This window comes from Streptomyces albus subsp. albus (genome assembly GCF_000719865.1).
Taxonomy (GTDB): Bacteria; Actinomycetota; Actinomycetes; order Streptomycetales; family Streptomycetaceae; genus Streptomyces; species Streptomyces albus_E.
On sequence record NZ_JOID01000037.1, the window covers coordinates 22,045 to 47,893 of the forward strand.

The window sequence follows — 25,849 nt, forward strand, 5'->3', positions numbered from 1 at the left end:
GACCGGTCCCACGGCCCCCGATCCGTACGGGCAGCCGACCGGGGCGGGGGAATCGACCGCAGGGGGGTCCGTCCCGCCCGCGGCTCCGGCCCCGCCGGCGGCCCGGCTGCCCGCGGCTCGGCCGGCGGCGGCTCCGGTGCGGTCCGCCGCGCCGGGAGCGCCCGTCGGCAGGGTCCCCGCTCCCCCGCGCATCGGGGCCGTCCTCGCCCCCCGGCCCGCTCCGGCCGCCCCCGCCCCGGCGGCCCTCCGACCGGAACCACCCGGCTTCACCGCTCCGTGAGGGCCGACGGTCGGGGGCCGGTCCCGTCGCCCCGCTCCCGGCCGTCCGCCACCGGCATGGCGGGTACCGGACACTTGATCCGCAATGGCACCGTATCCGTGCGATACGGTGCCATTGCCGCTTTTCCGCATCACCCCTTTACCCCGTCACCCCGTCACCCCGTCACCCCGGCTGCCCGCCGCTCGCCCCCGCTTCCGCTTCCGCTTCGCCGCAGCGCGCTCCGCGCCGCCCGCCCCCGCCACCCGCACCACCTCGCTACTCCGCCAACTCCACCCATCGGGAGGGCCCGCCGTATGTCCGAGTGGGAGCACGAGCCCGGAAGGGACACCGGCACACTGCCGGAGCCGGCGCCGCCGCCGGCCGCGCGCGCGGGTCATGGTCCGGCGGGGGAATCCGCGCGGGAGGCACGGCCCCGTCCGCACGCCTCGGCCGTCCCGGCGCCGGAGGCTCCCTATCGGCGGGGCACCGCGCCCGTCGTGCTGGTGACCGGCGCCTCCTCCGGCATCGGGGCGGCGGTGGCCCGGCGGATGTCCGCCGCCGGCGGCCGGCGGCTGCTGCTGAACGGCCGGGACCGGGCGCGGCTGGCAGAGGTCGCCGCGGCCTCCGGGGGGACGGCCCTCCCCGGCGACCTGGCCACGGCGGGGGGCTGCCGGGCCCTGGCGCGGCAGGCTCTCGAACAGGCCGGGCGCGTGGACGTCCTCGTCGCGAGCGCGGGCGTCGGCTGGGCGGGCCGGTTCGACGCGATGCCCCCCTCGGCCCTGGACGAGGTGATCGCCGTCAACCTCACCTCCACCCTGCGTCTGGTGCACGCCCTGCTGCCCGCGATGGTGCGGCGCGGCAGCGGCCGTGTGGTGCTGGTGGCGTCCGTCGCGGGGGCTGTGGGAGTCGGCGGGGAGAGCGTGTACTCGGCCGCCAAGGCCGGTCTGTGCGTCTTCGCGGACAGCCTGCGGTACGAGGTGCGGGAGGCGGGGGTGTCCGTGTCCGTGGTGCTGCCGGGCGTCGTGGACACCCCCTTCTTCGAGCGCAGGGGAGCGCCGTACCGGCGCCGCGTACCGCGGCCGGTTCCCGCTGAGCGGGTGGCCGACGCCGTCTGCCGGGCCGTCGACCACGGGCACCACGAGGTCTTCGTGCCGCGCTGGCTGCGCGTTCCCGCCCGGTTCCGGGGCGCCGCGCCGGCGTTCTACCACCGCATGGCCTCCCGGCTCGCCTGACCGGCGCGCCGACGTGCTCGTCGCCATCGCCGCCGCCCTGGCCTCGGGACTGTGCTTCGCCCTGGCGGGGGTGTGCCAGCAGCGGTCCGCGAGCGCCCGGCCCGCCGATGAGTTCCTCTCCTTCCGGCTGCTGCTGGACCTCGCGCGGCAGCCCTTGTGGGTGTCCGGCATCGCCCTGGCCGTCCTGGCGTACGGCTTCCAGGGCCTGGCGCTGGCGTACGCGCCCCTCGCGCTGGTGCAGCCCCTCATCGTGAGCGAACTGCTGTTCGCCATTCCGCTCTCCGCGCTGGTACTCCGGATGCGGCTGCGCCGGCGTGAGTGGTGCGGTGTGCTCGCGGTGAGCACGGGTCTCGTCACCGCGCTCGCCGCGGCGCGGCCCCGGCCGGCGGAGGCCGTGGCCGATCCGGGTTCCTGGCTGGTGATGCTCGCCGGTGCCGGAGCCGCGGCGGCCGCCGCGCTTGCCGCGGGGCGCCGCGCCAGGGGCACGGCGAAGGCCTCGCTCATCGCGCTCGCGGCCGGGCTGGTCATGGGGACGCAGTCCGTTCTGCTGGCCGCGACCGTCGAACGGTTCGGCGAAGGGGCGGCCGCCGTGTTCTCGGCGTGGCAGACGTATCTGCTGGTGGCGGCCAGTATCGGTGGGCTGCTGCTGATCCAGAGCGCATTCCAGGCCGGTCCGCTGGCCGCCAGCATGCCCGTCATGGACGCCGTGGAGCCGGCCGTCGCCGTCGCGGCGGGCGTCGCTCTGTTCGGCGAGTCGGTGCGCACCGGCTGGCCCGCGGGAGCCGTGGCGGTGGCCGGGCTGCTGCTGCTGTTCGCCGGCATCGTTCTGCTGGACACGTCGCCGCTGCTGAAGGCGCTCTACCGCCGGGAAACGGCCGACCGGCCCCCGGGTCCGGGGTGACGCGTCCCGGTCCCGGTCCGGCTCCGCCGGACGCTCAGCCGCCGCCGGGTGTCCCCGCACCCGGCCGGTGCCGCTGCGGCAGAGCCGGGGCCGGGCGGAGCCGGGGTCCCGGGCCCGGCACGTCCGGCCGGGCCGGGAGGGGGAGGGACCAGGCGCAGGGGCCGGGGGCCCGCCCGGAACGGGGTGAGACCGAAGCAGAGGGCACCGGGCCGAGCCGGGCGCGGGATGAACCCGGAACCGGGGGTGCGGGGCTGAGCCGGGCGGCGGCGGGGCGGAGGCTTGACGGGCTCGCACCGGGGCGGGCGGCGGCTCCGGCGCTCCGGGATCCCGGGGCACCGGGCCCCGCCCCGCGTCCGTCAGACCGGTGAGCGGTCCGCCGGCCGGTGGCGGGGGGAGACCGCGTACCAGTGCGGCAGCAGGTCCTCGCGCAGCACCCGGTCCCAGGAGCGGTGGCGGAGCCGCGCGGTGTCGGCCGCCCGGTACCCCATCGCGGCGCGCACCTCCGGCCGGTCGGCGAGGCCGGCCAGGGCGCGGGCCCAGCCGGCCGGGTCGTCGTCGGTCACGAGGAGGCCGTCCCCGCCCGGTGCCGCCAGCCAGCGGCGGGTGCGGGCTCCGGCCGGGAGGACGACCGGCAGCCCGCAGGCCATCGCCTCGGCGACGACGTTGCCGGCCGTCTCCGAGCGGGAGGGGAAGGCCAGGACGTCGCAGCCCGCGTACACCTCGGCCAGCCGCTCCTGGGGCACCGTGCCGAGCAGCGTCACACCGGGCCCCAGCAGGGCTCTCACCCGCGGGGAGTCGGCGCCGGTGCCCGCGACGACCAGGTGCACGGGCCGGCCGGTGTCGCGGAGCCGGCGCACCGCCTCGGCGAGCACCATGACGCGCTTGGAGGCGTCGACCCGGCCGGCGAACACCACGGCCATGCCGTCCACGGGCACCCCGTGGGCGCGCGCCAGCCGGTCCCGCGCGCCGGGTCGCGGGCGGAAGCGTTCGTGGTCGATGCCACGCCCGAACAGGGAGACCCGGTCGGGGCCCAGCAGCGCGGCCAGTTCGTTCCGCTCCTCGGGCGTGGAGACGAGCACCCGGTCGCAGGCGCGCAGCAGCCGGTCCCGCCGGTGCCGCGCGAGCCCGGCGGCGAGCGCCTCCGGCGAGAGCCGCCCGGGCCCGGCCGGCGGCGGGGAGAGCCCCGCGGGCGGGATGCCGGGGGCCGGCCCGGCCCCGGGCGGTGGGCGGGTGGCGGACGGAGCGGGGCGGGACGCGGCGGGCGAGGAGACGGACGGCCCGCGCGTGAGCCCGTGCACGGCCGGCCGGATGAGTCCGGCCGCGGGCCGCACGGCGGGCAGGCGGTCGGTGAGCTGACGCAGATAGGCCGCGGTCAGCGCCGGTACGTCCGTGTGGACGGAGCCGACGAGCCCGTGCGGCTGCGGCCGGCCGGGGCCCGAGTGCCGGTGCGCGGTGCGCCGCTCCCTGCGGGCCATCCGGACCGCCGTCGCGGCGAAGGCGAAGGAGTGGGTGAGGTGCCAGACGTCGTGCCGGGGCAGCAGCCGGGCCAGCGCCGGGTGGTACGGGGCGAGGTCGGAGGCGTCCGCCCGGCCGAGGGCCGGGGCCAGCGGCGCGGAGCTGATGACGGGGCGCAGCACGGCGAAACGCACGTTCGGCGACAGTTCCTCGACCCGCCGCCGGCCGCCCAGGACGTAGACGGTCAGATCGACGCCGGCCCCGCCGGCCCCGCCGCCGGTCCGGCCGTCCGGGCCGCCGGCGCCGGATCCCAGCCGGGCGGCGGCTTCCGCGAACCGCTCCCAGCACTTCAGATGGCCGCCCGCCAGCGCGTTCCACTCCAGCTCGACGAGGACCCCGACCGAGGGCCCGCCGGGACCGGGGTGCGCCATACGTGCCGGAGAAAAACGCATAGCACCCGAATACCCCCATAACCCCCACCCTCACGGCCCGGCCCGCGACGATCAACGGGCCAACCGCGACGGGATCCACACCCCGCCCTGCCGGGCCGAGTCCCCGCGGCCGGCGGGGCTCCACCGCCGCGCCCGGGACGGCACGGGGTACCGCCAGGCTGCGGCGACACCCGGGAGTGGCGGCCGCCGGGACACCACCCCCGTACGGCCGCGCCGCGATAGCGCCGCCCGGCCGCCGCCGCGCCGCCCGAGAGGCCACCCACCCGCGGGAACACCAGGCACCCGCGCGCCGCCTCGGCCCCGCCCCGCCCGCGCCCGCCGGAGCGCCCGCACGCGGCGCCCTCCGCCCGGCCCCGGGAGCGGGCCACCCCCGCCGCTCAGTCCGGTTCCGGTTCCGCCTCCGCTTCCAGTTCCGCCCGCAGCCGGGCGGCGATCCGGGCGGGCTCCTCCTCGTCGGGATAGCGGCCGCGGGGCCAGAAGAAGCCCCGCAGTCCGTCCTTGGGATGGCGCGGGACGACGTGCACGTGCAGATGCGGCACCGACTGGCTGACCCGGTTGTTCGCGGCCACGAACGACCCCGCCGCGCCGGTGCCGCGCTCCACCGCGCCGGTGATCCGCCGGACCCGGCGGAAGAACGGACCGGTCTCCTCCGGCGTGAGGTCCGTGAGGGTCCCGGCGTGCCGCCGCGGCACCACCAGCACATGGCCGGGGAACAGCGGCCGGCGGTCGAGGAAGGCCACCGCCACCGCGTCCTCGTGGACGCGGTGGCTCGGCAGCCGGTCCGCGACGATCAGGCAAAAGGTGCAATCCATGCCCGCAGTGAACACCGGCGGACGCCGTTCGGCAGCCCCTCCCTGGGAGCGCGCCGCCGGGACCGGCGATAATCGCACCAGCGGCCGCGCGCGGCCGCTCATCACGGCGGTCCCGCAACCGCGACGCCTCAACGGCGAGGTACGCACCCAGCGGAGACGGCATGACGCACGCGCATCGGCACCCGCACGCCGTACGCCCGTAGAAGGAGCCCGATCTGATGGAGCCCCGCACCTCCACACTCGTCCAGAACAAACCGGACCAGGATCGCGTGATCGAGCCGCTGTACGCGGAGATCCTCCGGCGGAACCCCGGCGAGGCCGAGTTCCACCAGGCCGTCCGGGAGGTCCTGGAGACCCTGGGCCCGGTCCTCGCCCGGCGCCCGGAGTTCGCCGAAGCGAAGATCATCGAGCGGATCTCCGAGCCCGAGCGGCAGCTCATCTTCCGCGTCCCGTGGTCCGACGACTCCGGTGAGGTCCACGTCAACCGCGGCTTCCGGGTGGAGTTCAACAGCTCCCTCGGCCCCTACAAGGGCGGCCTCCGGTTCCACCCCTCGGTGAACCTGGGCATCGTCAAATTCCTGGGCTTCGAGCAGATCTTCAAGAACGCCCTCACCGGCATGCCCATCGGCGGCGGCAAGGGCGGCAGCGACTTCGACCCCAAGGGCCGCTCCGACGCCGAGGTCATGCGGTTCTGCCAGTCCTTCATGACCGAGCTGTACCGCCACCTGGGCGAGTACACGGACGTCCCCGCCGGCGACATCGGCGTGGGCGGCCGGGAGATCGGCTATCTCTTCGGCCAGTACAAGCGCATCACCAACCGCTACGAGTCGGGCGTCCTCACCGGCAAGGGCCTCGGCTGGGGCGGTGCCCAGGCCCGCACCGAGGCCACCGGCTACGGCTGCGTCATGTTCACCGCCGAGATGCTCAAGGCGCGCGGTGACGACCTGGCCGGGCGGCGCGTGGCGGTCTCCGGCTCCGGCAACGTCGCCCTGTACGCGACCGAGAAGGCACAGCAGCTCGGCGCGGAGGTGATCACCTGCTCCGACTCCAGCGGCTATGTGGTCGACGAGAAGGGCATCGACCTCGATCTCCTCAAGGAGATCAAGGAGGTCGGGCGCGGCCGGGTCTCCGAGTACGCCGAGCGGCGCGGTTCCGGGGCCCGCTTCGTGAGCGGTGCCAGTGTGTGGGAGGTGCCGTGCGACGTGGCGCTGCCCTGCGCGACGCAGAATGAGCTCACGGCCGCCGACGCCGTCATCCTGGTGAAGAACGGTGTCCGCGCCGTCGCCGAGGGCGCCAACATGCCCACCACCCCCGAGGCCGTGCGGGTGCTCCAGGAGGCGGGCGTGGCCTTCGCGCCCGGCAAGGCGGCCAACGCGGGCGGCGTGGCGACCAGCGCCCTGGAGATGCAGCAGAACGCGTCCCGGGACTCCTGGACGTTCGCCCACACCGAGGACCGGCTCGCCGAGATCATGCGGCACATCCACGACTCCTGCCACGACACGGCGGAGCGCTACGGCCAGCCCGGCAACTACGTGGTCGGCGCCAACATCGCCGGCTTCGAGATCGTCGCCGAGGCCATGCTGGCGCAGGGTCTGATCTGAGGCGGGCGCCGGGATCCCTCGCCGGTCCGGCCATCGGCGAGGGGTGCCGGCGGTGCACGTACACGGCTCCCGGCCGGGGCCGCGGCGCCGCCCGGCCCTCGCCGGGAGCCGTCACCGGCCCGCGGCGCGAGGCCCTCGCGGGGGCCGGGCGGGCACCGGAACTCCCCGCCTCACGGGCTGCCGGACCGGCGCCGAACCGCTGGACAACGGCCCGTACAACCGCATAACGGACGCCCGGCCGCCCTGCCCGTACCACCGGGACAGGGCGGCCGGGCGTCCGGTTGTGGACCGCGGGGGCAACCCGGACCCCTTGTTCGGCCGTACCGTGCACATGCACGGGGGTGGGCCGCTACGCTCAGCCACCAAGCATTAGGACAACCGTTCAACTACCCATGATGAAGCAGGTGTTATGACGGATCAGAGTGCCGCTCCTGCGGGCATCGACACCAGCGTCGCCCACTCCGCCCGGATGTACGACTACTGGCTGGGAGGCAGCAGCAACTTCGAGGCCGACCGGGAACTGGGCAAGGCGGTCGAGGCGGCCATCCCGAGCATCCGGACCATGGCCCGGGAGAACCGCAGGTTTCTGGGCCGCGCCATCCGCGTGATGGCCGAGGAAGGGGGCGTCCGCCAGTTCCTCGACATCGGGACCGGTGTACCGGCCGCCGGTGACACCCCTTCCGTCACGGAGATCGTCGCGCCCGACAGCCGCGTCGTCTGCGTCGACAACGACCCGATCGTGCAGGCCCACGCCAAGGCCCTCATGGAGAAGTCGCCCGGGGGGAGGACTCGTTACGTCCAGGCCGACCTGCGGAAGCCGGACGAGCTGCTGGCGCGGCCCGAGGTGGCCGGGCATCTGGACTTCGAACGGCCGGTCGGGCTGCTGCTGGTGGCGGTGCTGATGCTGCTCAAGGACCAGGACCGCCCCTGGGCCACGGTCGCCGCCCTGCTCGACGCCATGCCGCCGGGCAGCCATGTCGCCATCACCCACCCCACGCCGGACTTCAACCCGGAGGCGATGTCCGACGTCGTCGAGGCCGCCACCCGAGGCCATATGACGCTGGTGCCGCGCACCCGGGCGCAGATCTCGGAGTTCTTCGGCGACTGGGAGCTGCTGGAGCCGGGCCTGGTGCCGGTCATGGGATGGCGCCCGGAGGAGGCCCCGGCCGACCCGAGGGCGGCGTACTACTGGAGCGGTGTCGCCCGGAAGAAGGGCTGAGGGGCGGAAGAGTCCGGCCAGGTCCGGGGAGTACGGCAGCGGGGATGCCGGGGAGGCGCGGCGGAGCCCGCCGGGCGCCGGGGGACGGGCGGTGCCGGGGGAACGGGCGGGCGCCGGGGGACGGGCGGGTGCCGCCGGTCCGGCCGGCGCTCCGCCCGGGTGACGGCCCTCCCTCTCCCCCGCCGGCCTGCCTCCCCGTGCCGCCCTCCCCGGGGGACCGGACCGCACACCGGCGCCCCGTGCGTGGCAGGCTTGCGGCCATGAGCCCATCGGAGCTGCGCGTACGGTTCGACGCCGGCCTGCGGATGCTGATGACCTCGCGCCGCAGGGGCGCGGAGGTACGGGTCGCGCACGACGGCACGTCCTCCCTGGGGCATGTGGTGGAGTCGCTCGGGGTCCCGCTGCCCGAGGTCGGCGGACTGACCGCCGGCGGGCGGCCGGTGGAGCCGTCCCACCGGCCGCTCGCGGGCGAGGTGGTGGAGGTCCACGAGGTGCGGCGCCCCCAGCCGCTGCCGGACGGGGAGCCTCCCCGTTTCCTCCTGGACGTCCATCTCGGCGCGCTGGCCCGGCGTCTCCGGCTCGTCGGCGCGGACGCCGCCTACCGCAACGATCTCGACGACCCGGCGCTGGTGGAACGGGCCAACGCCCAGCGGCGGGTGCTGCTCACCCGGGACCGGGGCCTGCTCCGCCGCCGGGCCCTGTGGTGCGGGGCCTTCGTCCGCGGCTCCCGCCCGGATGAGCAGCTCACCGATGTGCTCGACCGGTTCGCGCCGCCGCTGGCGCCCTGGACCCGCTGCACCGCGTGCAACGGGATGCTCGCGCCGGTCACCAAAGAGGAGATCGAGCATCTGCTCGACCCGGGCACCCGGCGCACCCAGGAGCGGTTCACCCGCTGCCGCGACTGCGGCCGGGTCTACTGGCCCGGGGCGCACCACCGGCGGCTCGAAGAGGTGGTGGCGGCCGCGGCCCGTACGGTCGCCCGGTAGCGGTTCCGGGCGCCCGGAACCGCGCGGCCGGTCCCCGGCGGGCCGCCGTTCACCACCGCATCCGGACCTGTTCCGCCCAGCCGAGGAGCCCTTCGACCCGGATCCGGTTCCCGCCGTCGGCCCGGACGGTGCCCGTGTAGTGGCCGAAGGACTGGTGGGTGTCGTTGAGGATCACCCCGGTGTTCGTCCGGTCCTCCCGGACGTGGAACGGGGTGAAGCTGAGGTCGACGGCGTCCGAACCGGGGGTGCGGATGGTCCACGGCTCCCCGAAGTCGTCGTAGTGCCACTCCAGTTCCTCACCGATCTTGGTGAGTCTGCCGTCGACGCAGAGGGCGTTCTCCGTCATGCCCGTGCCGGCGGTCCACCGGCCGCCGAACTGCAGGCCGACCACCCTGCCGTCGGTGGTGCCCGAGGCCGCGCCCCAGTTCCACCGGGTGTCGTAGGGCCAGCGGCCCCGGCCGTGGTCGAGTACGCCCCAGCCGCCGTGGAAGTCGTACGCGGTGCCGCCGATCCGCACGGTGCCCTCGGCCGGGCGCGCGGTGTGCTTGGAGGTGTACTGGAAGCGGCGGTCGCTCCAGGGGATGACGACGCCCAGGGTCTCGTGGCCGGGTGGCATGGCCACGAACAGGTCCCCGTCGAGCGGCCCTTCGGCGGTCGCGCAGCGGAAGCGCAGCCGGGTGCCGTCCCGCTCCTGGCGCATCCCGATCCGTACCGGCCCGGAGGCGGACACCTCGCCCCGGCCGGCCCCGCCGTTCCCGCCGTCCAGGCCCGCCGGCAGGCGGATGCCGTGGGCGAGGGGCCGCAGGGCGGTCCGGGAGAGCTCCCGCCGCACGGTACCGAGGCCGCCGGCGCCCGCCCGGCCGCCGCCGCTCCCGCCGCCTCCCGGTCCGGGACTGTCACCGTCCCTGCCGTTCCCCCTCCCGTATTCCAGGAAGTAGACGGAGGCGAGGCCGAGATAGTCGATGTCGGCGACGGTGACGGCGACCAGGTGCGTGGGGGTGGTGACGCACCAGTACTCCCAGCGCTTGGTGCGCCCCCAGCCCCGCAGGTCGCACCGGTGGAGCGGGGTCCGCGACCAGCCGACCGCGGCCCTGTCGAGCCGGCGGCCGCCGGGGGTGCAGAGGTCGACGGGCCGGGTGATCTCTCGTTCGTGGGTCGGCATGCGAGGAGCCTACGGACCCGGGACGCCCCGTAGGCATGATCCCCCCTTCCGGGGACACTGGGAGCGCACCCAACTCCCGTGCACCGTGGTGCCGTTGTGCGGGATAACAGCCCACACCACCACAGAGCGCCGCCCGGCACCGCACAGCACCACGCGTCAGCCCAGTGCTCCCCCGCACCGCTCCGGTCACCGTCCGAGGAGGTCCCGTGCCCGTACGCGTCCGCTCCCTCGGCGCGCACGCGCCGCGGACACCGCCCGCCGACGGCCGCCGCCACCCCTGCCCCCGGTCCCCCGGCGGGGAGCGGTGGACGGCCGCCGCCCGCGGCCCGCGCCGGGTGCGGCGGCGGGCGGAGCGGATCCGGCGTGCCCGGGCAGGTGCTCCGGACCGGCCCGCCGGCTCCGGCCGGCGCTCTGTGCGCACCCCGCCCTCCGGCCCCGGCCGGGCGGCGGTTCACCCGCCCATGCACATCAGTACCGGAAGGCACGCTTCATGAAGAGATGGACGTCCGTCCTCAATATGGTCGTCGCGGGAGCGCTCGCGGCGACCGCCGCCGTGACCTCGCCCGACGTGACCGGGACGACCGGGATACGGCAGGCAGCGACGGCGAACGGCGACGGTTCCGCGCCCGCCGTCGCGCAGGTGTCGGAGGAGACGCGGAACCACCGGCCCGGGAAGCCGCGGAAGCCGCGGGCCGACACCCGCTGGGTCAACTCCTGGACCTCCATGCCGCAGTTGACCGAGCCGCACAACATGCCGCCCGCGCCGTTCACCCGGGACGGTCTCGTCCTGGCCGACAGCACCCTGCGGCAGACCATCCACACCACCATCGGGGGCGAGCGCCTGCGGCTGCGGTTCTCCAACGCCTTCGGCGGCACGGTCCTCCCCATCACCTCGGTCGAGGTGGCGCTCCCGCAGGGCGGGAAGGCCGGCGCCCCGGCGATCCGCCCGGGCAGCTCGCGGCCGGTCACCTTCCACGGGAAGCCCTCGGTGAGCATCCCGGTCGGCGCCCAGATGGTGTCGGACCCCCTGGACTTCACGGTGGCGCCCGGCTCCGAACTGACGGTGACGCTGTACCTGAAGGACGGGCAGGCGTCCAACAACATCACCTCGCACCCCGGTTCGCGGACCACCTCCCATCTGCTCGCCGGTGACCACACCGGGGCCGCGGACCTGCCCGGGGCGACCCCCACCGACCACTGGTACTTCCTGAGCGGCCTGGAGGTGACGGCCCGTGACACCGCGTCGGCGGTGGCCGTGCTGGGTGACTCGCTGACCGACGGCCGCGGCTCCACGACCAACGGGAACGACCGCTGGCCCGACCTGCTGGCCGAACGGCTGCGCGCCGGGAAGGCCACGTCCGATGTCGCCGTCCTGAACCAGGCCGCCGGCGGCAACCGCGTGCTGCAGGACGGACTGGGCCCCAACGTCCTGGCCCGGATGGACCGGGACGTGCTGGCGCAGAGCGGCGTCGCCTGGCTGATCGTGCTGGAGGGCATCAACGACATCGGCACGGCGGAGGCCGCCCCGGCCGCCCAGCGCGCCGTGGTGGACCAGCTCATCGCTGCGTACGACCAGATCGTCACCCGCGCCCACGCGCAGGACATCCGGGTGTACGGCGCGACGATGCCGCCCTTCGGCGGCAACGAGATGTACGACGACCCGGCCGGCGAACGGGAGAAGTCCCGGCAGGCCGTCAACGAGTGGATCCGGAAGAGCGGCGCCTTCGACAGCGTGATCGACTTCGACGCGGCGACCCGCGACCCGGCGCAGCCGGAGCGGCTGCTGGAGAAGTACGACACCGGGGACCATCTGCACCTGAACCCGGCGGGCTACCGGGCCATGGCGGACGCCGTCCCGGCCCGGCTCTTCCGCTAGCGGCCGCTCAGGCCAGGCCCCGGCGCGATACGCCGCGCCGGGGCGGCACGGAGCCGGACTCCGCGGGCGGGGCGGCGCGCAACGCCGCCGTCCCCCCCGCGGGGGGGATCAGCCCGTGCCGCCCACGGACGCCTGTCCGCGGCGTCCCCACACCTTCGCGTACCACCAGCGGAGATCGGTAACCGCTCAGCGGTACGTTTCCGCCGTTACGGACTGGCCTGATCCGGCAGCCGGCCCTCCCGTGTCCAGTGGGGACAGCGCTGTCATCTCCGGCGCGCCACCGGCCCCCGCCACCACTTCCGGCCAGCACTCCCCCGCACACCCGTGCCGAAAAGTGCCGGGTTGATGTGCATTCGGCCCGGGTTCCCGACAGACTCCGGAAGCGTCGAAACACGACACAACACGGCACAACAAGCGGAAGGAAACACATCATGAGGAACCGCGTGAAAGCGGCGTTAACCGGAACCCTGGTGCTGGCGGCCGCGGCCCTCGGCCCGCTGGGCGGCACCGCGCACGCCGGAGAGTCCTCGCTCTACGCTCCCTCGGACCTCGTCCTCACCCTCGCGCACGGAGAGGACGCCTCCTCCGTCGCCCCGGAACGCGCGGTGACCCTCTCCTGTGAGCCGCAGGCCAGGGGCACGCATCCCTCCCCGCAGGAAGCCTGCGTGCTCCTCGGGGCAGCCGGGGGAGATGTGGACGCGATCGCGCCGCCGGCCGAACCCGAACTGTGCACGTACCAGTACGACCCGGTCGTCGTGACCGTGCGGGGCGTCTGGCAGGGCCAGCGCATCGACGAGGAGCGCACCTTCGGCAACGAGTGCGTGATGCGGGCCGAGACCGGAGCCGTCTTCGACTTCTGAGCCCGCTCCCCCTGACCGTCCCTTGACCGCCCCCGGACTCCGACGGCGTCCGGCGGGCAGCACCCGGGGGCACGCCCCCGGCCCACCGCGCGCCGCATGGCTCCGGCCGTGCGGCGCGTCACGGCATGACGGGGCGGCGTGACGGGGCGGCGTGGCGGCAGGGCGTGGCGGGAGGACGGTGCCACCCTGCCGCCAACTCCCGTGCGCGGCACGGAAACCGGGGTCCGGACAGGTGTACTTCCGCGGAAGGGCGGAACGGGCGAGGATGCTCCCCGGCGCACGCACCAGGCACATCCTTCACCCCCACGCCCGCACCGACGAGGAGCCTGTTCCGTGAAGAGAAGAAGCCCGCTGACGGCCCTGCTCGCGGCCCTGCTGTCGCTGTCCTTCGCCACCGCCGCCGCGCCGGCCACCGCCGACCCGGGCTCCGGCCACGGGCACCGTCACGGCCGCGGCCACGGCCATGGCCATGGCCACGAGCACGAGCACGAGCACGGGAAGGGCCATGGGAAGGGCCACGGCTACGGCCACCACCACTCGGGGAGCACCTGCGCGGACGACGCGACGCTGCTGTTCTGCGAGGACTTCGAGTCCCTGCCGCCGGGCGAGGCCGAGAGCCCCCACTGGCGGACCGACACCGAGAACGGCACGCTGACCGTTGAACCGCATCCGACGGGGCACCCGGCCGGGCAGTATCTGCGCGTCCGCACCGAGGGCAACGGCAAGGCGTTCCTCGCGGTCACGGACCTGGCGCCGCCCGGCAACAGCTTCTGGGGCCGGGTCCGGCTGCGCGTCGCGGCCTTCCCCACCGCCCCGGACTGGGCGCACTGGACGATGGTCGAGGCGACCGGCCGCGGCCCCGGCTACATCCGCCCGCTCGGCGGCCAGTACGTGCCCTCCGCCGGAAAGAACCTGTGGGGGGTCGGCTCCGACGGCGGCCCGACCGGCGACTGGACGGCCTGGCAGGAGTCGGCCCCGGCGCGAGCAGGGGCCTGGAGTTGCGTGGAGTGGCGGATGGACGCCTCGGACAACCGCATCGAGGTGTGGTTCGACGGCGAGCCGCAGCCCGATCTCACCGTCGACACCCGCGACCACGGGGGCGCCGACGTGGACTTCGTCTTCCCGGAGTTCGACACGGTGAAGTTCGGCTGGCAGCTCTACCAGGGCAACCCGTCGCCGGCGGACTACGACGTGCGGATGGACGACCTCGCCCTCGGCACGGAACGCGTCGGCTGCGACGGCTGACCCGGCCCGGCGACCGGCCGCGACCGGCGTCCACCGGCCTCCGCCACCCGCCTCCCCGGCCCGTCACTGGATCTGGCGGCGGACCAGCTCGTGGAAGAGGCCGGTGGTGTCGGCGAGCAGCTCCGCGGGGCGGCCCTGCTGCACCACGCGGCCCTCCGCCATGACGACGACCCGGTCGGCGTCCATGACGGTGGAGAGCCGGTGGGCGATGACGACGCGGCTGGCGTTGAGTTCGCGGGTGCTCTCCGTGACGATGCGCTGGGTCTCGTTGTCCAGCGCGCTGGTCGCCTCGTCGAAGAAGAGAATCCGGGGCCGGCGGATCAGGGCCTGGGAGATCATCAGCCGCTGCCGCTGCCCGCCGGAGACGGTGCCGCCGCCGTCGGAGAGCACGGTGTGCATGCCCATCGGCATCCGCTGGATGTCCTCGGCGAGCCCGGCGAGCCGGGCGGCCTCCCACGCCTCCTCCAGGGAGAAGTTCTCGGCGCCGCGGATGCAGTCGAGGATCGAGCCGGAGAACGGCTGCGCGTTCTGCAGGACGACACCGCACTGCCGGCGGACGGCGGCCTGGTCGAGGGCGGCCAGGTCCTGGCCGTCGAAGAGGACCTCGCCGGAGGCGGGCCGGTCGAAACCGATGAGCAGCCGCAGCAGTGTGGACTTGCCGCAGCCGCTCGCGCCGACGACGGCGACGAACTCGCCCGGCTCCACCCGAAAGGAGACGTCGTCCAGGACGAGCGGCCCGTCCTCGGTGTAGCGGAAGGAGAGCTGCCGGGCCTCGATGGCGCCGGAGAGCTCCCCGGGCCGGGTCGAGCCGCCGCGGACCTCGGGCAGCTCCCGGAAGACCGGCCGGACCTGTTCGAACATCGGCAGCACGGCGGCGGCGGAGATCAGCGCGCCGGTCAGCTGGGTGACCGAGCTGAGCATCATCGTCACGGCCGTGTTGAAGGTGAGGAAACCGCTCGGGGAGAGGGCGCCGCGGGCCGGCCCGGCGAGCAGCATGAACATGACGAGGGTGCAGAGCGGCAGGTAGACCGCGTTGAGGACGGTGATGAGGTTCTTGATCCGGCCGACGCGCTGCTGGAGTTCGCGGCTGCGGGCGAACTCGCGCGCCCAGGCCGCGTAAGCGAAGCTCTCGGCGGCGGCGACGCGCAGCTTGGGGAGCCCGCGCAGGGTCTGGAACGCCTGGTTGTTCAGCTTGTTGCCGAGCACGACCAGCCGCCGCTGCCAGCGCAGCTGCCACAGCCCCAGGCCGAGGAAGAGCGCGGCGATGACGAGGAGCATGGCGACGGCCACCAGCGCCAGCTGGACGCTGAACAGCAGCAGGAGCACGAGGTTGACGGCACCGACCGTGCCGGCCTGGACGAGCACCGTGCTGATCCCGGACAGCACCTTGCGGATGGAGCTGATGCCCATCGCCGCGCTCGCCAGCTCGCCGGTGGAGCGCTGGGCGAAGAAGCGGGTCGGCAGCCGCAGCAGCCGGTCCCAGACGGCGGGTTGCAGGGTGGCCTCGACGCGGCCCTCCATGCGGAGGATGGCGGTGTTCTGCAGCAGCATGAACGCGGCGGCGACCACCGCGGTGACGATCAGCGCCAGGGAGACCTGGACGATCAGGCCGGTCTCGGCGGCCGGGACGTACACGCCGAGGACCTGTCCGGTGGCGATCGGCACCAGCGCGCCCAGGCCCACGGCGACGAGGCCGCCCAGCGCCAGGTGGCGCAGGTCGGCGCGGGTGCCGCGGAGGCTGAAGAGCAGCAGCCGCCAGGCGGGCAGGGGCTCGTCGGGCAGCGGCCGGTAGAACATGACGGCGCGCTCGTCGAACTCGGCGGCGTTGTCCTTGCCGACGCGCCACCGCTCGCCGCTCGCCGGGTCCACGGCCTCGTAGCGGCCGCGCCGCCACAGCAGCGCCACCGGCTCGCCGTCCTCGGACCAGTAGCCCACGAGGGGGCCGGAGTTGTCGCGCCACCAGCTCCCGGTGAGGCGGACGTCGCGGGTGCGGAAGCCGGAGCTGAGCGCGACGCGTTCCACGGGATCGAGCCTGCCGCCGGACGCCCCGCCGGTGTCGGGGTCGGTCACGGGGATGCGGGCCGCCGCGGCGACCTTGCGGCAGACGGCGAGGGCGGCGTCGTCGGTGCCGGCGGCCGTGCCGGACGGGGCTCCGCGGCGGCGCGGCCGGCCGATGGAGTTCAGCAGCGCCTGGTCCGCGCGTTCCCGTTCGGCCTCGCCGGCCTGGATGCCGGCGGCGGTGCGGTCCTCGTGGGCGCGCTCCAGCCGTTCGATCCAGCGGTCCAGGGCGGACAGCAGGCGGGTCTGCTGGTTGACCATGTCCTGCCACAGCGCACCGTCGATGAGCAGGTCGGCGGCGGTGTCCGCGCCGTAGGCGGAGCCGTACTGGACGCTGCCGGGGGCCATGGACATCCACAGGATGTTCTCGTCGCCGGTCCCGGCGGCGTCGTTCGCGGCGCTCGCCCCGAGGCCGTCGTCCGGGGCGTCCTCGTCGGAGGGGCCTCGGGTCAGGTGCTGGCCGTCGAAGGGGGCTTCGAAGAGGACGCGGAGGCTGCGTCCGTAGCCGCGGGCGAAGGCGTCGTCCAGAGGGGTGAGGACCGGTTCGTGGGCCGGGTGCGTCCACGGGGTGCCGTACGGGTCGGGCGCGCCGTACGGGCCGCCGCCCTGCCCGCCGTACGGGTCGGCGTACGGGTCCGGGTACGCCTCGCCATGTGCGCCGCCGGACAGCGGGTCGTGCCCGCCGTACCGCTCGTACTGGTCGTAGTGCTCGCCGGGGTGTCCGTACTGGCCGTAACCGCCGTAGGGGCTGTACGGGTCGTGCGCCGCGTACGGTTCCGGCCCGGGGCGGTGCAGCTCGCGGAGCTGGATGCGGCGCAGCGCGCAGTCCTGGAGCGGCCGGCCGACGAGGGTGTGGCGCGGGCCCTCGACGGGTCCGAGCAGCAGGGTGCCGGTCTCCAGCCGGCCGAGGAAGTGCCAGTGGCCCTGCCGGCCGGCGTCGACGGCGAAGAGGTCCATGGCCCCGGCGGTGACCAGCCACAGCACCTGCGGGCCTTCGAGGCCGAGGCTGCGGGCGGCGGTGCGGTCGACGGGGGTGCCGAGGCCGCCCAGGGCGGCGACGACCACGTCGGCGGAGGAGGCGGCGGCCGCCGGGCCGGCTGCGGGTGTCCCGGGGGCCGCCCCGTAGGCGTCGCCGGTCCCGTAGTCACCGGTCCCGTAGTCACCGTTCGCGTAGTCACCGGCCGCGTACCCGTCGCCGGTCCCGTACGCGTCGGCGCCGTAGCCGCCGGTTCCGGCGGTGCCGGGGACGGGGGCCGGGACGGCGCCGGTGGTGGTGAGGGCGGAGCCCTCGGAGGAGGAGTGGGAGGGGTGGGGGGATGACATGTCAGTGCTCCCTGACCAGGGCGGCGTAGGCCCCGCCGGCGGCGGCCAGCTCCTCGTGCCGGCCGCGCTCCACGACGGTGCCGCGGTCGAGGACGACGATCTCGTCGCTGTCCCGCACGGTGCTCAGCCGGTGCGCGATGACGACGCAGGCGCAGCCGCGCCGCCGCAGATTGTCGATGATGACCTGTTCGGTCTCGGCGTCGAGGGCGCTGGTCACCTCGTCGAGGACGAGGACGCTGGGGCGGCGGACGAGCGCGCGGGCGATCTCCAGCCGCTGCCGCTGCCCGCCGGAGAAGTTGCGGCCGTCCTGCTCGACGCGGCTGTGGATGCCGCCGGGGCGGCGGGCGACGATGTCGTACACCGCGGCGTCCTTGAGCGCCGCGACGACGGCCTCCTCCGGGATGGAGGGGTCCCAGAGGGCCACGTTGTCGCGGACGGTCCCCTCGAAGAGGAAGACGTCCTGGTCGACGAAGGAGACGGAGGCGGACAGCGCGCTGCGCGGGATCTCGTCCAGCCGCCGCCCGTCGATGCGGATGACGCCCTCCCACGGCCGGTAGAGGCCGGAGATCAGCCGGGAGACGGTGGACTTGCCGCTGCCGGAGCCGCCGACGAGGGCGACCTGGCGGCCCGGTCCGACGTCGAGCGAGAAGCCGCTCAGCAGCGGCTTGTCGAGCGGGCTGTAGCCGAAGGTGACGTTCTCCAGGGTGACGTGGCCGCGCAGCCGCTTGGTGCTGGCGGGCGGTTCGCGCCGGGTGTAGAGGGTGTCGGCGGGGAAGCTCTCGACGTCCTTGAGGCGGGCCACGTCGGCCGCGAAGTCCTGGAGCCGGCCGGCGACGCCGTTGAGCCGGGTGAGGGGGGCGGTGAAGTTGGTGACCAGGGCCTGGAAGGCGACGAGCAGGCCGATGGAGACGGCGCCCTCCACGGCCCGCTGCCCGCCGATGAGGAGGATCAGCGCGCTGTTGAGGGTGGCGAGGGTGGGGGCGACGACGGCCAGGAAGGCGCTGGGCACGCCGAGCCGCTGCTGGGTGTCGAGGGTGGTGGCGTGCTGCCCGGCCCAGCGACGGAACCAGCCGTTCTCGCCGCCGGTGGCCTTCATGGTCTCGATCAGCTGGAGGCCGCTGTACGAGGTGTTGGTGAGCCGGGCGCTGTCGGCGCGCAGTTTCTGGGTGCCGACGGAGCGCAGATGCATCACGACGCGCAGGGCGACCACGTTGAGCAGGGCGATGCCGATGCCGACGACCGTGAGCTGCGGGTCGTAGGCCCACAGCAGGACGGCGTAGAGCACCACGACGACCACGTCGACGCCGGCGGCGGCGAGGTCCCGGGCCAGGGTTTCGGCGACGGTGTCGTTGGACTGCAGCCGCTGGACGAGGTCGGCCGGGTTGCGCTGGGAGTAGAAGGTGACCGGCAGCCGGAGGAGGTGGCGCAGGAAGCGGGCGCTGCTGAGGGTGGAGGAGATGATGCGCCCGCGCAGCAGGTTGGCCTGCTGCAGTCCGGTGAGGACGGCGGTGAGGACCACCATCGTGCCCATGGCGGCGAAGAGGACCCCGAGCAGCGAGGTCTGCTCCCCGAAAAGGAACATGTCGATATAGGTACGACTGAGGGCGGGGACGGTGGCACCGACGAGGACGAGCAGGAAGCTCGCGGTGAGCGCGGCCAGCAGGGTGCCGCTGGTGCCGCGGAGCCGGACGGGCATGGCGCCGAGGACGCCCGGCCTGCGGCCGCCGCGGCGGAACCGCTCGCCGGGTTCGAAGACGAGGACGACGCCGGTGAAGCTGGTGTCGAAGTCCTCCATGGAGACGTAACGGCGGCCGCGGGCCGGGTCGTTGATGCGGACCATGCGGCGGCCGAAGCGGCGCACCGTCCCCTCGTAGACCACGTAGTGGTTGAACTCCCAGAAGAGGATGGCCGGGGCCCGCACCTCGGCGAGGGCCGCGGGCTCCATCTGCATGCCCTTGGCGTCGAGGCCGTAACTCCGGGCCGCCTTCAGGAGGTTGCTGGCACGGGAGCCGTCGCGGGACACGCCGCAGGCGATGCGCAGCTCCTCCAGGGGGACGTGCTTGCCGTGGTGGCCGAGCACCATGGCCAGGGAGGCGGCGCCGCACTCCACGGCCTCCATCTGGAGGACGACGGGGCTGCGGACGCTCTTGGGCGCGCGCGTCCGCTGCTTCTTCCCGGCGCCCCGGGGCTGCCTGCGGTCCCCGCCGCCGCGTCCCCGCGGCGGCGCCGCTCGGCGGGCGCGGTCCGCGCGGCGGCGGCCGTCGGCGGCCGGGCGGCGCCGGCCATGGCCGGGGAGCCGGTCCCCGGGGGCGGGGCCGGTGGCCGTCTCGCCGGAGGACCGGGGGGACGGGGCGGCGGGCGCGGCCTGCGCGGCGGGCGCCGGCTCCTGGCCGGGGGCGGGTGTCCCGGCGGGTGTCCCGGCGGTCGGTGCGGGAAGGGGCTCGGCGGGGGCCGGCGGTCCGGCCGCCGGTCCGGTCTCGTACGGGGTGTTCACGGCAGCAGCCAGTCGATGGGACGCTCGGCGGTGAGATGGATGGCACCGCTCACGGGGGTGGTGGACTCGATCCGGAACGGCGGGCCGTCCTTCCGCGACCAGGCGTAGCCGGACGGGGTTCCGGCGGACCGCTCCAGCTCGACGAGGACGGCCACGGCCGGCCCGTCGGCGGAGAACCGCTCGGCCAGTTCGGCGCTGCCGAGGAAGCCCGCGATGCGCTGCGCGGTCTGCGGCACCCGGCCGACGGTCTTGACGCGCCCCTTCAGCACACCGAACTGCTGCGCGGGCGCGGACTGGACGGTGAGGTCGACGCGGGCGCCCACCGGCACGGGTGAGCCCTTGCCGCCGGGGACGTAGAGCATGGCCACCAGCGGCTCATCGGGATCCTTGACGCGTTCGACGGTCGCCACCTGCGCGCCTGGGGTGATGACCGAGCCGGTCTCGGCGACGAGCGAGGTGACCCGGCCCGCCTCCAGGGTGCGGACGGCGCGGGTGCCCTGCTCCGTACTGACGGCCAGCACGGGGGCCTTGGCGGGGAGGCTGTCGCCCTCGCGGGCGAGGACCTCGGTCACCTGTCCGGCGAAGGGACTCTGCAGGACGTAGCTGCCCCCGGCGCGGGTGAGGACTCCGGGCGATTCCAGCCGGGACGACACCGAGCCGGTCACGGCCCAGAAGGCGGCCCCCGCCATCACGAGGAGCGTGATCACGAGCACGAGCAGGCCCTGGGGCCGTGCGAAGCGCACCGGGATGTCCAGCTCCTCGGGTGACTGCAGCTTGGACAGCGCCTTCTGGCGGAACTGCACGGTCTTTCATCCCTCGCCTGCGACGACGCCGGACGTTCCGACGCGATGGCGCACGACCGTAACATGGCCGCCGAGCTGCGGAGATGGCAGCCGGAGGCCGCCCGGCCGACAGCATGCATGGGCCCCGGAAAGGGGAATTCCGGGGCCCATGGTCAACCCTTTCCGGTCTCAGCCAAACCGGGGGGTTGTGAAACGCTCCGGCCGGTCAGGGCCGGACAGCGGACGTCCGGATCAGAGACCCGCGACGAGGCCGGTGACCTGGCTGGTGGGCAGGCCGGTGACGTCCTGCACGAGACCCAGGCCCTCGGAGAGCGGGGCGACGGAGTCGACGGCGCCCAGAACCGGGGCGACGTTGACGCCGATGCCGCCGGACACGGCGTCCAGGGCGGCGTCGTCGATCTCGCGGGTCTCGACCTGGGGGGTGAAGTCGTTGCGCACTTGGGCTTCCCTTCGATTTCTGCTGGGTATTTCTGCATCGCACCGGCCGGTTCAAGGGGGACGAAAACCGACCGATTTGATGGGGCGTCAAGCTGCCCCTCAACCCGGGAACCATTTTTCAACAGCTTCCGCGTACCGCCAGATGAAAGCACGTCACGCGGTCGGCGGGCCAGCCGCGGCGGCCGTCGCCCCGGGCCCGCCGGCGGGGAAGCGCCGCAGGTCGGGCACGGCATGGTGACGGCTTCTTCACAAGGTCCACTGTCCGGTCACCCGCCCCGGGCAGTCCGGCGGTACCAAACCGGACTGAACGCCTCCGGTGGGGGCGGGGATTCGGGGAAAACCGTTTCCACACTCCGTCCTGTGCCGCTTCTGCGAAAACGATGTGCAGGACCGGCCGAATGCGACATGGCCCGACAAGAGAACCCGCGAAGGAAGCCCGGGAGCGCCGCTTTTCCCTGCCGCGCCGTTTGTATCGGGCATGTCCGGTGGGCCCCGCATTACCTGCGGTATGCGGCAAGCGGCCCTTTCCGCCGATTGGTCACGGCCTTCCGGTACGGGAACCCGCCGCGGCCGCGCTCCCCCGCCCGCCGCTACCGGGTGCGGTAGGCGTCGAGGATCGTCTGGGTCAGCGCGTGGCCGGCACCGCCGGTGACCTCCGCCCTGAGGGACACGCCCGTTCCGGGCTCCGCGGGGTTGCGGACCTTCACCACACCGTCACGGACCGGGAGTTCCGTCCAGGTCCGGCCGCCGTCGAAGGAGGCGTGAACGGTGAGCGGGCCGGCCCCGTCCCCCGCCGCGGAGCCCTGCACCGTCACGGGGATCTCCGTGACCGTACCGGCGGGGGCGGTGGAGTCGGGGGCGAGCCCCGGGGTGAAGCGGACCGCCGAGGCCGGCAGCCGTACCCGCTCCCCCTCCCCCGCCGCCTCCGAGGTGAACGTCCAGGAGGAGGTGACCTCGCGGGAGACGGTGGCGGGGCCGCGGCGGGCGACGGTGGTGACGAGCCGGTAGTCCGCCTTCTCCGGCGGCAGGGTGAACTGGGCGCGGTCGAGGATGTCCTCGGCCGTGGCGTAGGGCTCGCCGTTCCGGTAGAGCGTCGTGGAGGCGGTGTCGTAGAGGCTCTCGCCGCGGTGCCCCGCGCCGTCGGCCAGGGGGTTGATCCGGCCGGAGAGGGTGTCGCCCCGCCGGAAGAGACCGTCCTCCGCAGCCCCGTCCCCGCCGCCGGGCCCGTCTCCGTCTCCGCCCAGCAAGGGGCCGAAGACCCCGGTGTTGTACGTGTGCTCGTAAGCCTCGCCCGCCGTGTACGCGGCCCGCTGCGGGCCGGCGTAGACCGCCTCCCGCTCCTCCCCGCGCATCTGCTCGAACCGGTGCGACCAGCGCACGCCCTCGGTGTTGAGGTACTGCGTGAAGGTGCCGGGGAGGTCCCGGAGGTGGGCCACGGTCCAGCCGAATCCGATGTCGCCGGTGTCCGGTTCGGTGATCACCGCGCCCTGCCGCCCCGCCGCCGACGCTCCTTGATGGATCGTCAGCTGCGCGAGCTCCTCGGACGCGACGTCCTTGCGGAAGCCGGTGAAGAGGCCGCCCTCCCGCCCGTACGCGACCCGGTACTCGGTGTCGGGGCCGCTGCGGAAGCTGCCGACCGTCTTGGCGTGCATCCGCCCGTCCGGCAGCTCGGGGCCGACGTGCCGGGTGCGGAAGCCGAGTGGCAGCGGCGGGCGCACCAGCCAGACGCTGCCGATGGTGCGGCCGTCCACGGTGGCGTCGAACGACATGGCGGCGTCGGCGAGTTCGGCCTCCGGGTCCGGCACGGTGATCTCGACCGGCTCGGCCTTCCGCGCGTCGAAGGTGAGGGTGGTGTCCGCGGTGAGGTCCAGCCTCGGCTGGAGCTGCCAGTCGAGTCCGGCCGCGTCGCCGTCACCGCCGTCACCGCCGGCGAGGACGATCTGGTGGCTCACGAGATAGGTGCCCTCCGGCAGCCGGACGGTGGCGGTGCCGCCGGTGCCCGAGGTGCCGGTGAAGCCGCCGCGCTCGTAGTCGTAGACGATGGCGGCCCAGTCGGCGGGGGCGGCGCCGTCCCGGCCCACGGTGTTCACCGTGAGGTCGTACGACTCCTCCTCGCGGGTCACGGCGCCCGCCGTGCGGACGGACTGGCCGCCTCCGCTCGCCGTGACCACCACCTCGAAGTCCCCGTAGCGGTCGCCGCCCGGCCGGGTGTCGGCGGTCAGCCCGGTGGAGACGGTGCCGCCCGCGGGGACGGTGATCCGCTCGGCGTCCGGGACGAACATGCCCTCGGGGGCCGGCTCGCCGTCCGGGCCGGTGGCCTCCACGGACAGCGTGAGCGTGAGGTCCTCCTCCCCCAGGTTCCGGTGGACGAGGTCCCGGGTGACGGGTTCGTCGTCGGTGTGCGGCCAGCGCGGTGCGCCGAAGTCCAGGGAGGAGGCCCCCGCGACGAGGGTCTGCCCGGTGGCCCGGCCCGCGTCCATCCGGCCGCTCCCCTTCTCGAAGACGCTCCGGCTCTCCCCCGCCGCGGCCGAGCCGGTCAGGGCCGCCTTGATCCGCTCACCGTTCCAGTCCGGGTGCCGCTCCGCCAGCAGGGCGGCCGCGCCCGCGGCGTGCGGGGTGGCCATCGACGTCCCCGACAGCGAGCCGTAGCCGTCGGCGACCGGGCCGGCCTCCCCCGCCAGCACGCTGCCCTCGGCGAGCGCGGCCCCGATCCCGGTGCCCGGGGCCGTCAGGTCGGGCTTCAGCCCGCCGTCCCCGGTGCGCGGGCCGACGGAGGAGAAGCCGGCGAGCCGGTCCTCGCGGTCGACGGCGCCGACGGTGAGCGCCGCCTCCGCGCTGCCCGGGGAACTGATGGAGCCCGGGCGGGGGCCCGCGTTGCCCGCGGCGGCCACGAACAGGGGGCCGCTCCCGGCCGAGAGCCGGTTCACGGCCTCCTCCATCGGCCCCACCCCGGGGGCGTCACCCGCGCCGACGCTGAGGTTGACGACATCGGCGCCCCGGTCGACGGCCCACTCCATACCCGCGATCACGTCCGACTCGCGGCCGCTGTTGTCGTCCCCGATCACCTTGGCGTTCAGCAGCCGCGCGGCGGGCGCCACACCCCGGTACGCGCCGCCGGACGCGGCGCCCGTCCCCGCCGCGATGGACGCCACGTGGGTGCCGTGGCCGTACCGGTCGGTGGTATCGGGGGACGCGGAGAAGTTCTTCGCCGCGGCGACCTTGGGGCCGGCCAGATCGGGGTGCGTGGTGTCGATGCCGGAGTCCAGGACGGCGATCGTGACGCCCTCGCCCTCCAGTCCGGCCTCCCAGGCGGCGGGGGCGCCGATCTGCCGGACGCTGCGGTCGAGTTCGGCCCGGACCAGGCCGTCGAGCCAGAGGGAGGCCACCCCGGGCGCGGTGGTGCGCCGACCGCCCTCGCCGGAGGCGCGGGTGAGCGCGGCCCAGGCCGCGGCGGTGTCCCCGGGCCCGGCGGCCACGGCGTCGGCGCCGATGCTGCGCAGCGGGCGGACGCCGGCGTCCCCGGCGGCGGCGCGCAGCCGGCGCCCGGCGGCCGGGACGTCCTCCTCCGGGCCGTCCCGCTCCGGGCCGCTCTCCTCGTAGCGGACGATGAAGGGGAGGGTGTCGCCGTGCAGGGCGCGGAAGGCGGGCCGGCTCAGCTCGGTGACGTCGAACAGCCTGCGGTCCACGGTGCCGTCGAGGACGAGGGCGGTCGCGTCCTGGGGGATGACGTGCGTGTGGCCGTCGCCGTCGCGCAGCGCCTGGACGGGTATGTGCTCGCGGCCCTCGGCGGGGAGCACAGCGGTGACGCGTCCGGCGCCGTCCAGGCGGACCCGGTCGCCGGTGACGAGCGTGACGAGCCCCGCCCCCCCGGCCGCGGCGAAGGGGGCGGGTGCCGCGGCGGTCGGTGAGGTGACGGCGGGTGCCGCGATGGCCGGCGACGCGGTGGCCGGTGGGGCCGCGGCCGGGAGCAGCGCGGCGGTGACGGCCGCGGCCAGCGCGGCGAGTGCTCTCCGGGTGCGGATGGCGCGGATGGGCACGGGGATCCCCCTGCTCGCCTCGGAAGGGCCCCGGGCGGGGGGCCTCGGAAGAGAGGGCCCGGCCGGAGCCGGCCGGACGCGGCACCTTCGCGTCTCAGGGGGACAGCTCGGTCACAGACGTGTCCCCGGGCCCTGCGCGCCTCAGTATCAACGGCGCGGCCGGGGGCGGACAACGGACGGAAACCGGCCATCCGCGGGCCCCGCGAAAGGGGACCGCAGAACGCCGGGAGGAGACGGGAGGAGCCGGAGAGGGCCGGGGGCGGGCATGGAGAAACCGCAACGCCCTTGTGGGGCGGTGCGGTTGACATGGAACGACGACTTCTCGGGCGGACCGGCGGCTCTCACGACCCGGACCGGGCGGTGACGGCCGTCCGGCGGCGCCGTGGCGCCCGGGCGGCCGTACTGCCCCGCGTACTCGGGCTCGGTGTCGCCCTGTTCCGGCTTCTCCTGCCGCGGTCCTCTGTTCCCTGCTCCTGTTGTTCTCTCTCCGGCGCCCCGGACCCGCGCCGTGGCCCGTCGTCCCGCCGGTGCCCTCGTGGGGGGGTGCCTCTATGTCTTCCGTCAAGACACCCTGTCGGGTTTGGGATGGTTCGGGGTGCTGAGGTTATGCGGCGAGCTCGACATCTTTCGGTGTCC

General features: G+C 75.0%; 16 protein-coding genes. 8 read left to right on the plus strand and 8 right to left on the minus strand.

Annotated features, from left to right (window positions below):
• Nucleotides 1–756 precede the first annotated feature (756 nt).
• On the plus strand, nucleotides 757–1,491 hold the full coding sequence (locus tag IF83_RS0126990; RefSeq protein ID WP_394297386.1) for an SDR family NAD(P)-dependent oxidoreductase: 735 nt from the start codon (nucleotides 757–759) through the stop codon (nucleotides 1,489–1,491).
• 13 nt (nucleotides 1,492–1,504) lie between these two features.
• A complete protein-coding gene (locus IF83_RS0126995; protein WP_051723460.1) occupies nucleotides 1,505–2,392 on the plus strand; it encodes a DMT family transporter in 888 nt (295 codons plus the stop codon).
• 356 nt (nucleotides 2,393–2,748) lie between these two features.
• Here the strand turns inward: IF83_RS0126995 and IF83_RS30730 are convergent, their stop codons facing one another.
• Together IF83_RS30730 and IF83_RS0127005 are read right to left on the minus strand one after the other, a co-directional pair.
• Nucleotides 2,749–4,278, minus strand: coding sequence for a glycosyltransferase (locus IF83_RS30730; protein WP_037681590.1), 1,530 nt, complete (start codon nucleotides 4,276–4,278; stop codon nucleotides 2,749–2,751).
• Between the two features lie 398 nt (nucleotides 4,279–4,676).
• Complete coding sequence (locus IF83_RS0127005) at nucleotides 4,677–5,111, minus strand: HIT family protein (protein ID WP_030548562.1); 435 nt, start codon at nucleotides 5,109–5,111, stop codon at nucleotides 4,677–4,679.
• A 218-nt stretch (nucleotides 5,112–5,329) separates the two neighbouring features.
• Between IF83_RS0127005 and gdhA the strand changes: the two genes are divergently transcribed.
• From gdhA to IF83_RS0127020, 3 genes are all read left to right on the plus strand, one after another.
• Nucleotides 5,330–6,712: an NADP-specific glutamate dehydrogenase gene (gene gdhA, locus IF83_RS0127010; RefSeq protein WP_051723462.1), complete on the plus strand. Its 1,383-nt coding sequence runs from the start codon at nucleotides 5,330–5,332 to the stop codon at nucleotides 6,710–6,712.
• A 409-nt stretch (nucleotides 6,713–7,121) separates the two neighbouring features.
• On the plus strand, nucleotides 7,122–7,931 hold the full coding sequence (locus tag IF83_RS0127015; protein ID WP_030548566.1) for an SAM-dependent methyltransferase: 810 nt from the start codon (nucleotides 7,122–7,124) through the stop codon (nucleotides 7,929–7,931).
• A gap of 260 nt (nucleotides 7,932–8,191) precedes the next feature.
• Nucleotides 8,192–8,917: a Mut7-C RNAse domain-containing protein gene (locus tag IF83_RS0127020; protein ID WP_030548567.1), complete on the plus strand. Its 726-nt coding sequence runs from the start codon at nucleotides 8,192–8,194 to the stop codon at nucleotides 8,915–8,917.
• A 49-nt stretch (nucleotides 8,918–8,966) separates the two neighbouring features.
• On the opposite strand, the gene IF83_RS0127025 is transcribed toward IF83_RS0127020, so the two are convergent.
• Nucleotides 8,967–10,079, minus strand: a complete 1,113-nt coding sequence (locus IF83_RS0127025) for a DUF2804 domain-containing protein (protein WP_030548569.1) — start codon at nucleotides 10,077–10,079, stop codon at nucleotides 8,967–8,969.
• Between the two features lie 490 nt (nucleotides 10,080–10,569).
• Between IF83_RS0127025 and IF83_RS0127030 the strand changes: the two genes are divergently transcribed.
• The 3 genes from IF83_RS0127030 (at nucleotide 10,570) to IF83_RS0127040 (ending at nucleotide 14,060) form a co-directional block, all read left to right on the plus strand.
• Complete coding sequence (locus IF83_RS0127030; RefSeq protein ID WP_030548571.1) at nucleotides 10,570–11,955, plus strand: SGNH/GDSL hydrolase family protein; 1,386 nt, start codon at nucleotides 10,570–10,572, stop codon at nucleotides 11,953–11,955.
• Nucleotides 11,956–12,386: 431 nt separating this feature from the next.
• A complete protein-coding gene (locus IF83_RS0127035; protein WP_030548572.1) occupies nucleotides 12,387–12,815 on the plus strand; it encodes a subtilase-type protease inhibitor in 429 nt (142 codons plus the stop codon).
• 333 nt (nucleotides 12,816–13,148) lie between these two features.
• Nucleotides 13,149–14,060: a hypothetical protein gene (locus tag IF83_RS0127040; RefSeq protein ID WP_347877129.1), complete on the plus strand. Its 912-nt coding sequence runs from the start codon at nucleotides 13,149–13,151 to the stop codon at nucleotides 14,058–14,060.
• A 63-nt stretch (nucleotides 14,061–14,123) separates the two neighbouring features.
• On the opposite strand, the gene IF83_RS0127045 is transcribed toward IF83_RS0127040, so the two are convergent.
• The 5 genes from IF83_RS0127045 to IF83_RS0127065 form a co-directional block, all read right to left on the minus strand.
• Nucleotides 14,124–17,441: an NHLP bacteriocin export ABC transporter permease/ATPase subunit gene (locus IF83_RS0127045; RefSeq protein WP_078843924.1), complete on the minus strand. Its 3,318-nt coding sequence runs from the start codon at nucleotides 17,439–17,441 to the stop codon at nucleotides 14,124–14,126.
• 1 nt (nucleotide 17,442) lies between these two features.
• On the minus strand, nucleotides 17,443–19,560 hold the full coding sequence (locus tag IF83_RS0127050) for an NHLP family bacteriocin export ABC transporter peptidase/permease/ATPase subunit (RefSeq protein ID WP_030548578.1): 2,118 nt from the start codon (nucleotides 19,558–19,560) through the stop codon (nucleotides 17,443–17,445).
• A 371-nt stretch (nucleotides 19,561–19,931) separates the two neighbouring features.
• Nucleotides 19,932–20,738: an HlyD family efflux transporter periplasmic adaptor subunit gene (locus tag IF83_RS0127055; protein ID WP_030548580.1), complete on the minus strand. Its 807-nt coding sequence runs from the start codon at nucleotides 20,736–20,738 to the stop codon at nucleotides 19,932–19,934.
• 231 nt (nucleotides 20,739–20,969) lie between these two features.
• Nucleotides 20,970–21,176, minus strand: coding sequence for a hypothetical protein (locus tag IF83_RS0127060; protein ID WP_030548581.1), 207 nt, complete (start codon nucleotides 21,174–21,176; stop codon nucleotides 20,970–20,972).
• 590 nt (nucleotides 21,177–21,766) lie between these two features.
• Nucleotides 21,767–25,213 (minus strand): S8 family serine peptidase, encoded by a 3,447-nt coding sequence (locus IF83_RS0127065; RefSeq protein WP_051723463.1) that lies wholly within the window; start codon nucleotides 25,211–25,213, stop codon nucleotides 21,767–21,769.
• Nucleotides 25,214–25,849 lie beyond the last annotated feature (636 nt).

Bases quoted from the DNA above. Each gene is read 5' to 3' on its own strand.
- IF83_RS0127020 (WP_030548567.1), top strand. From the start codon at position 8,192: ATGAGCCCATCGGAGCTGCGCGTACGGTTCGACGCCGGCCTGCGGATG.
- IF83_RS30730 (WP_037681590.1), bottom strand. From the start codon at position 4,278: ATGGCGCACCCCGGTCCCGGCGGGCCCTCGGTCGGGGTCCTCGTCGAG.
- gdhA (WP_051723462.1), top strand. From the start codon at position 5,330: ATGGAGCCCCGCACCTCCACACTCGTCCAGAACAAACCGGACCAGGAT.
- IF83_RS0127005 (WP_030548562.1), bottom strand. From the start codon at position 5,111: ATGGATTGCACCTTTTGCCTGATCGTCGCGGACCGGCTGCCGAGCCAC.
- IF83_RS0127050 (WP_030548578.1), bottom strand. From the start codon at position 19,560: ATGGAGGCCGTGGAGTGCGGCGCCGCCTCCCTGGCCATGGTGCTCGGC.
- IF83_RS0127025 (WP_030548569.1), bottom strand. From the start codon at position 10,079: ATGCCGACCCACGAACGAGAGATCACCCGGCCCGTCGACCTCTGCACC.
- IF83_RS0127045 (WP_078843924.1), bottom strand. From the start codon at position 17,441: ATGTCATCCCCCCACCCCTCCCACTCCTCCTCCGAGGGCTCCGCCCTC.
- IF83_RS0127015 (WP_030548566.1), top strand. From the start codon at position 7,122: ATGACGGATCAGAGTGCCGCTCCTGCGGGCATCGACACCAGCGTCGCC.
- IF83_RS0127035 (WP_030548572.1), top strand. From the start codon at position 12,387: ATGAGGAACCGCGTGAAAGCGGCGTTAACCGGAACCCTGGTGCTGGCG.
- IF83_RS0127030 (WP_030548571.1), top strand. From the start codon at position 10,570: ATGAAGAGATGGACGTCCGTCCTCAATATGGTCGTCGCGGGAGCGCTC.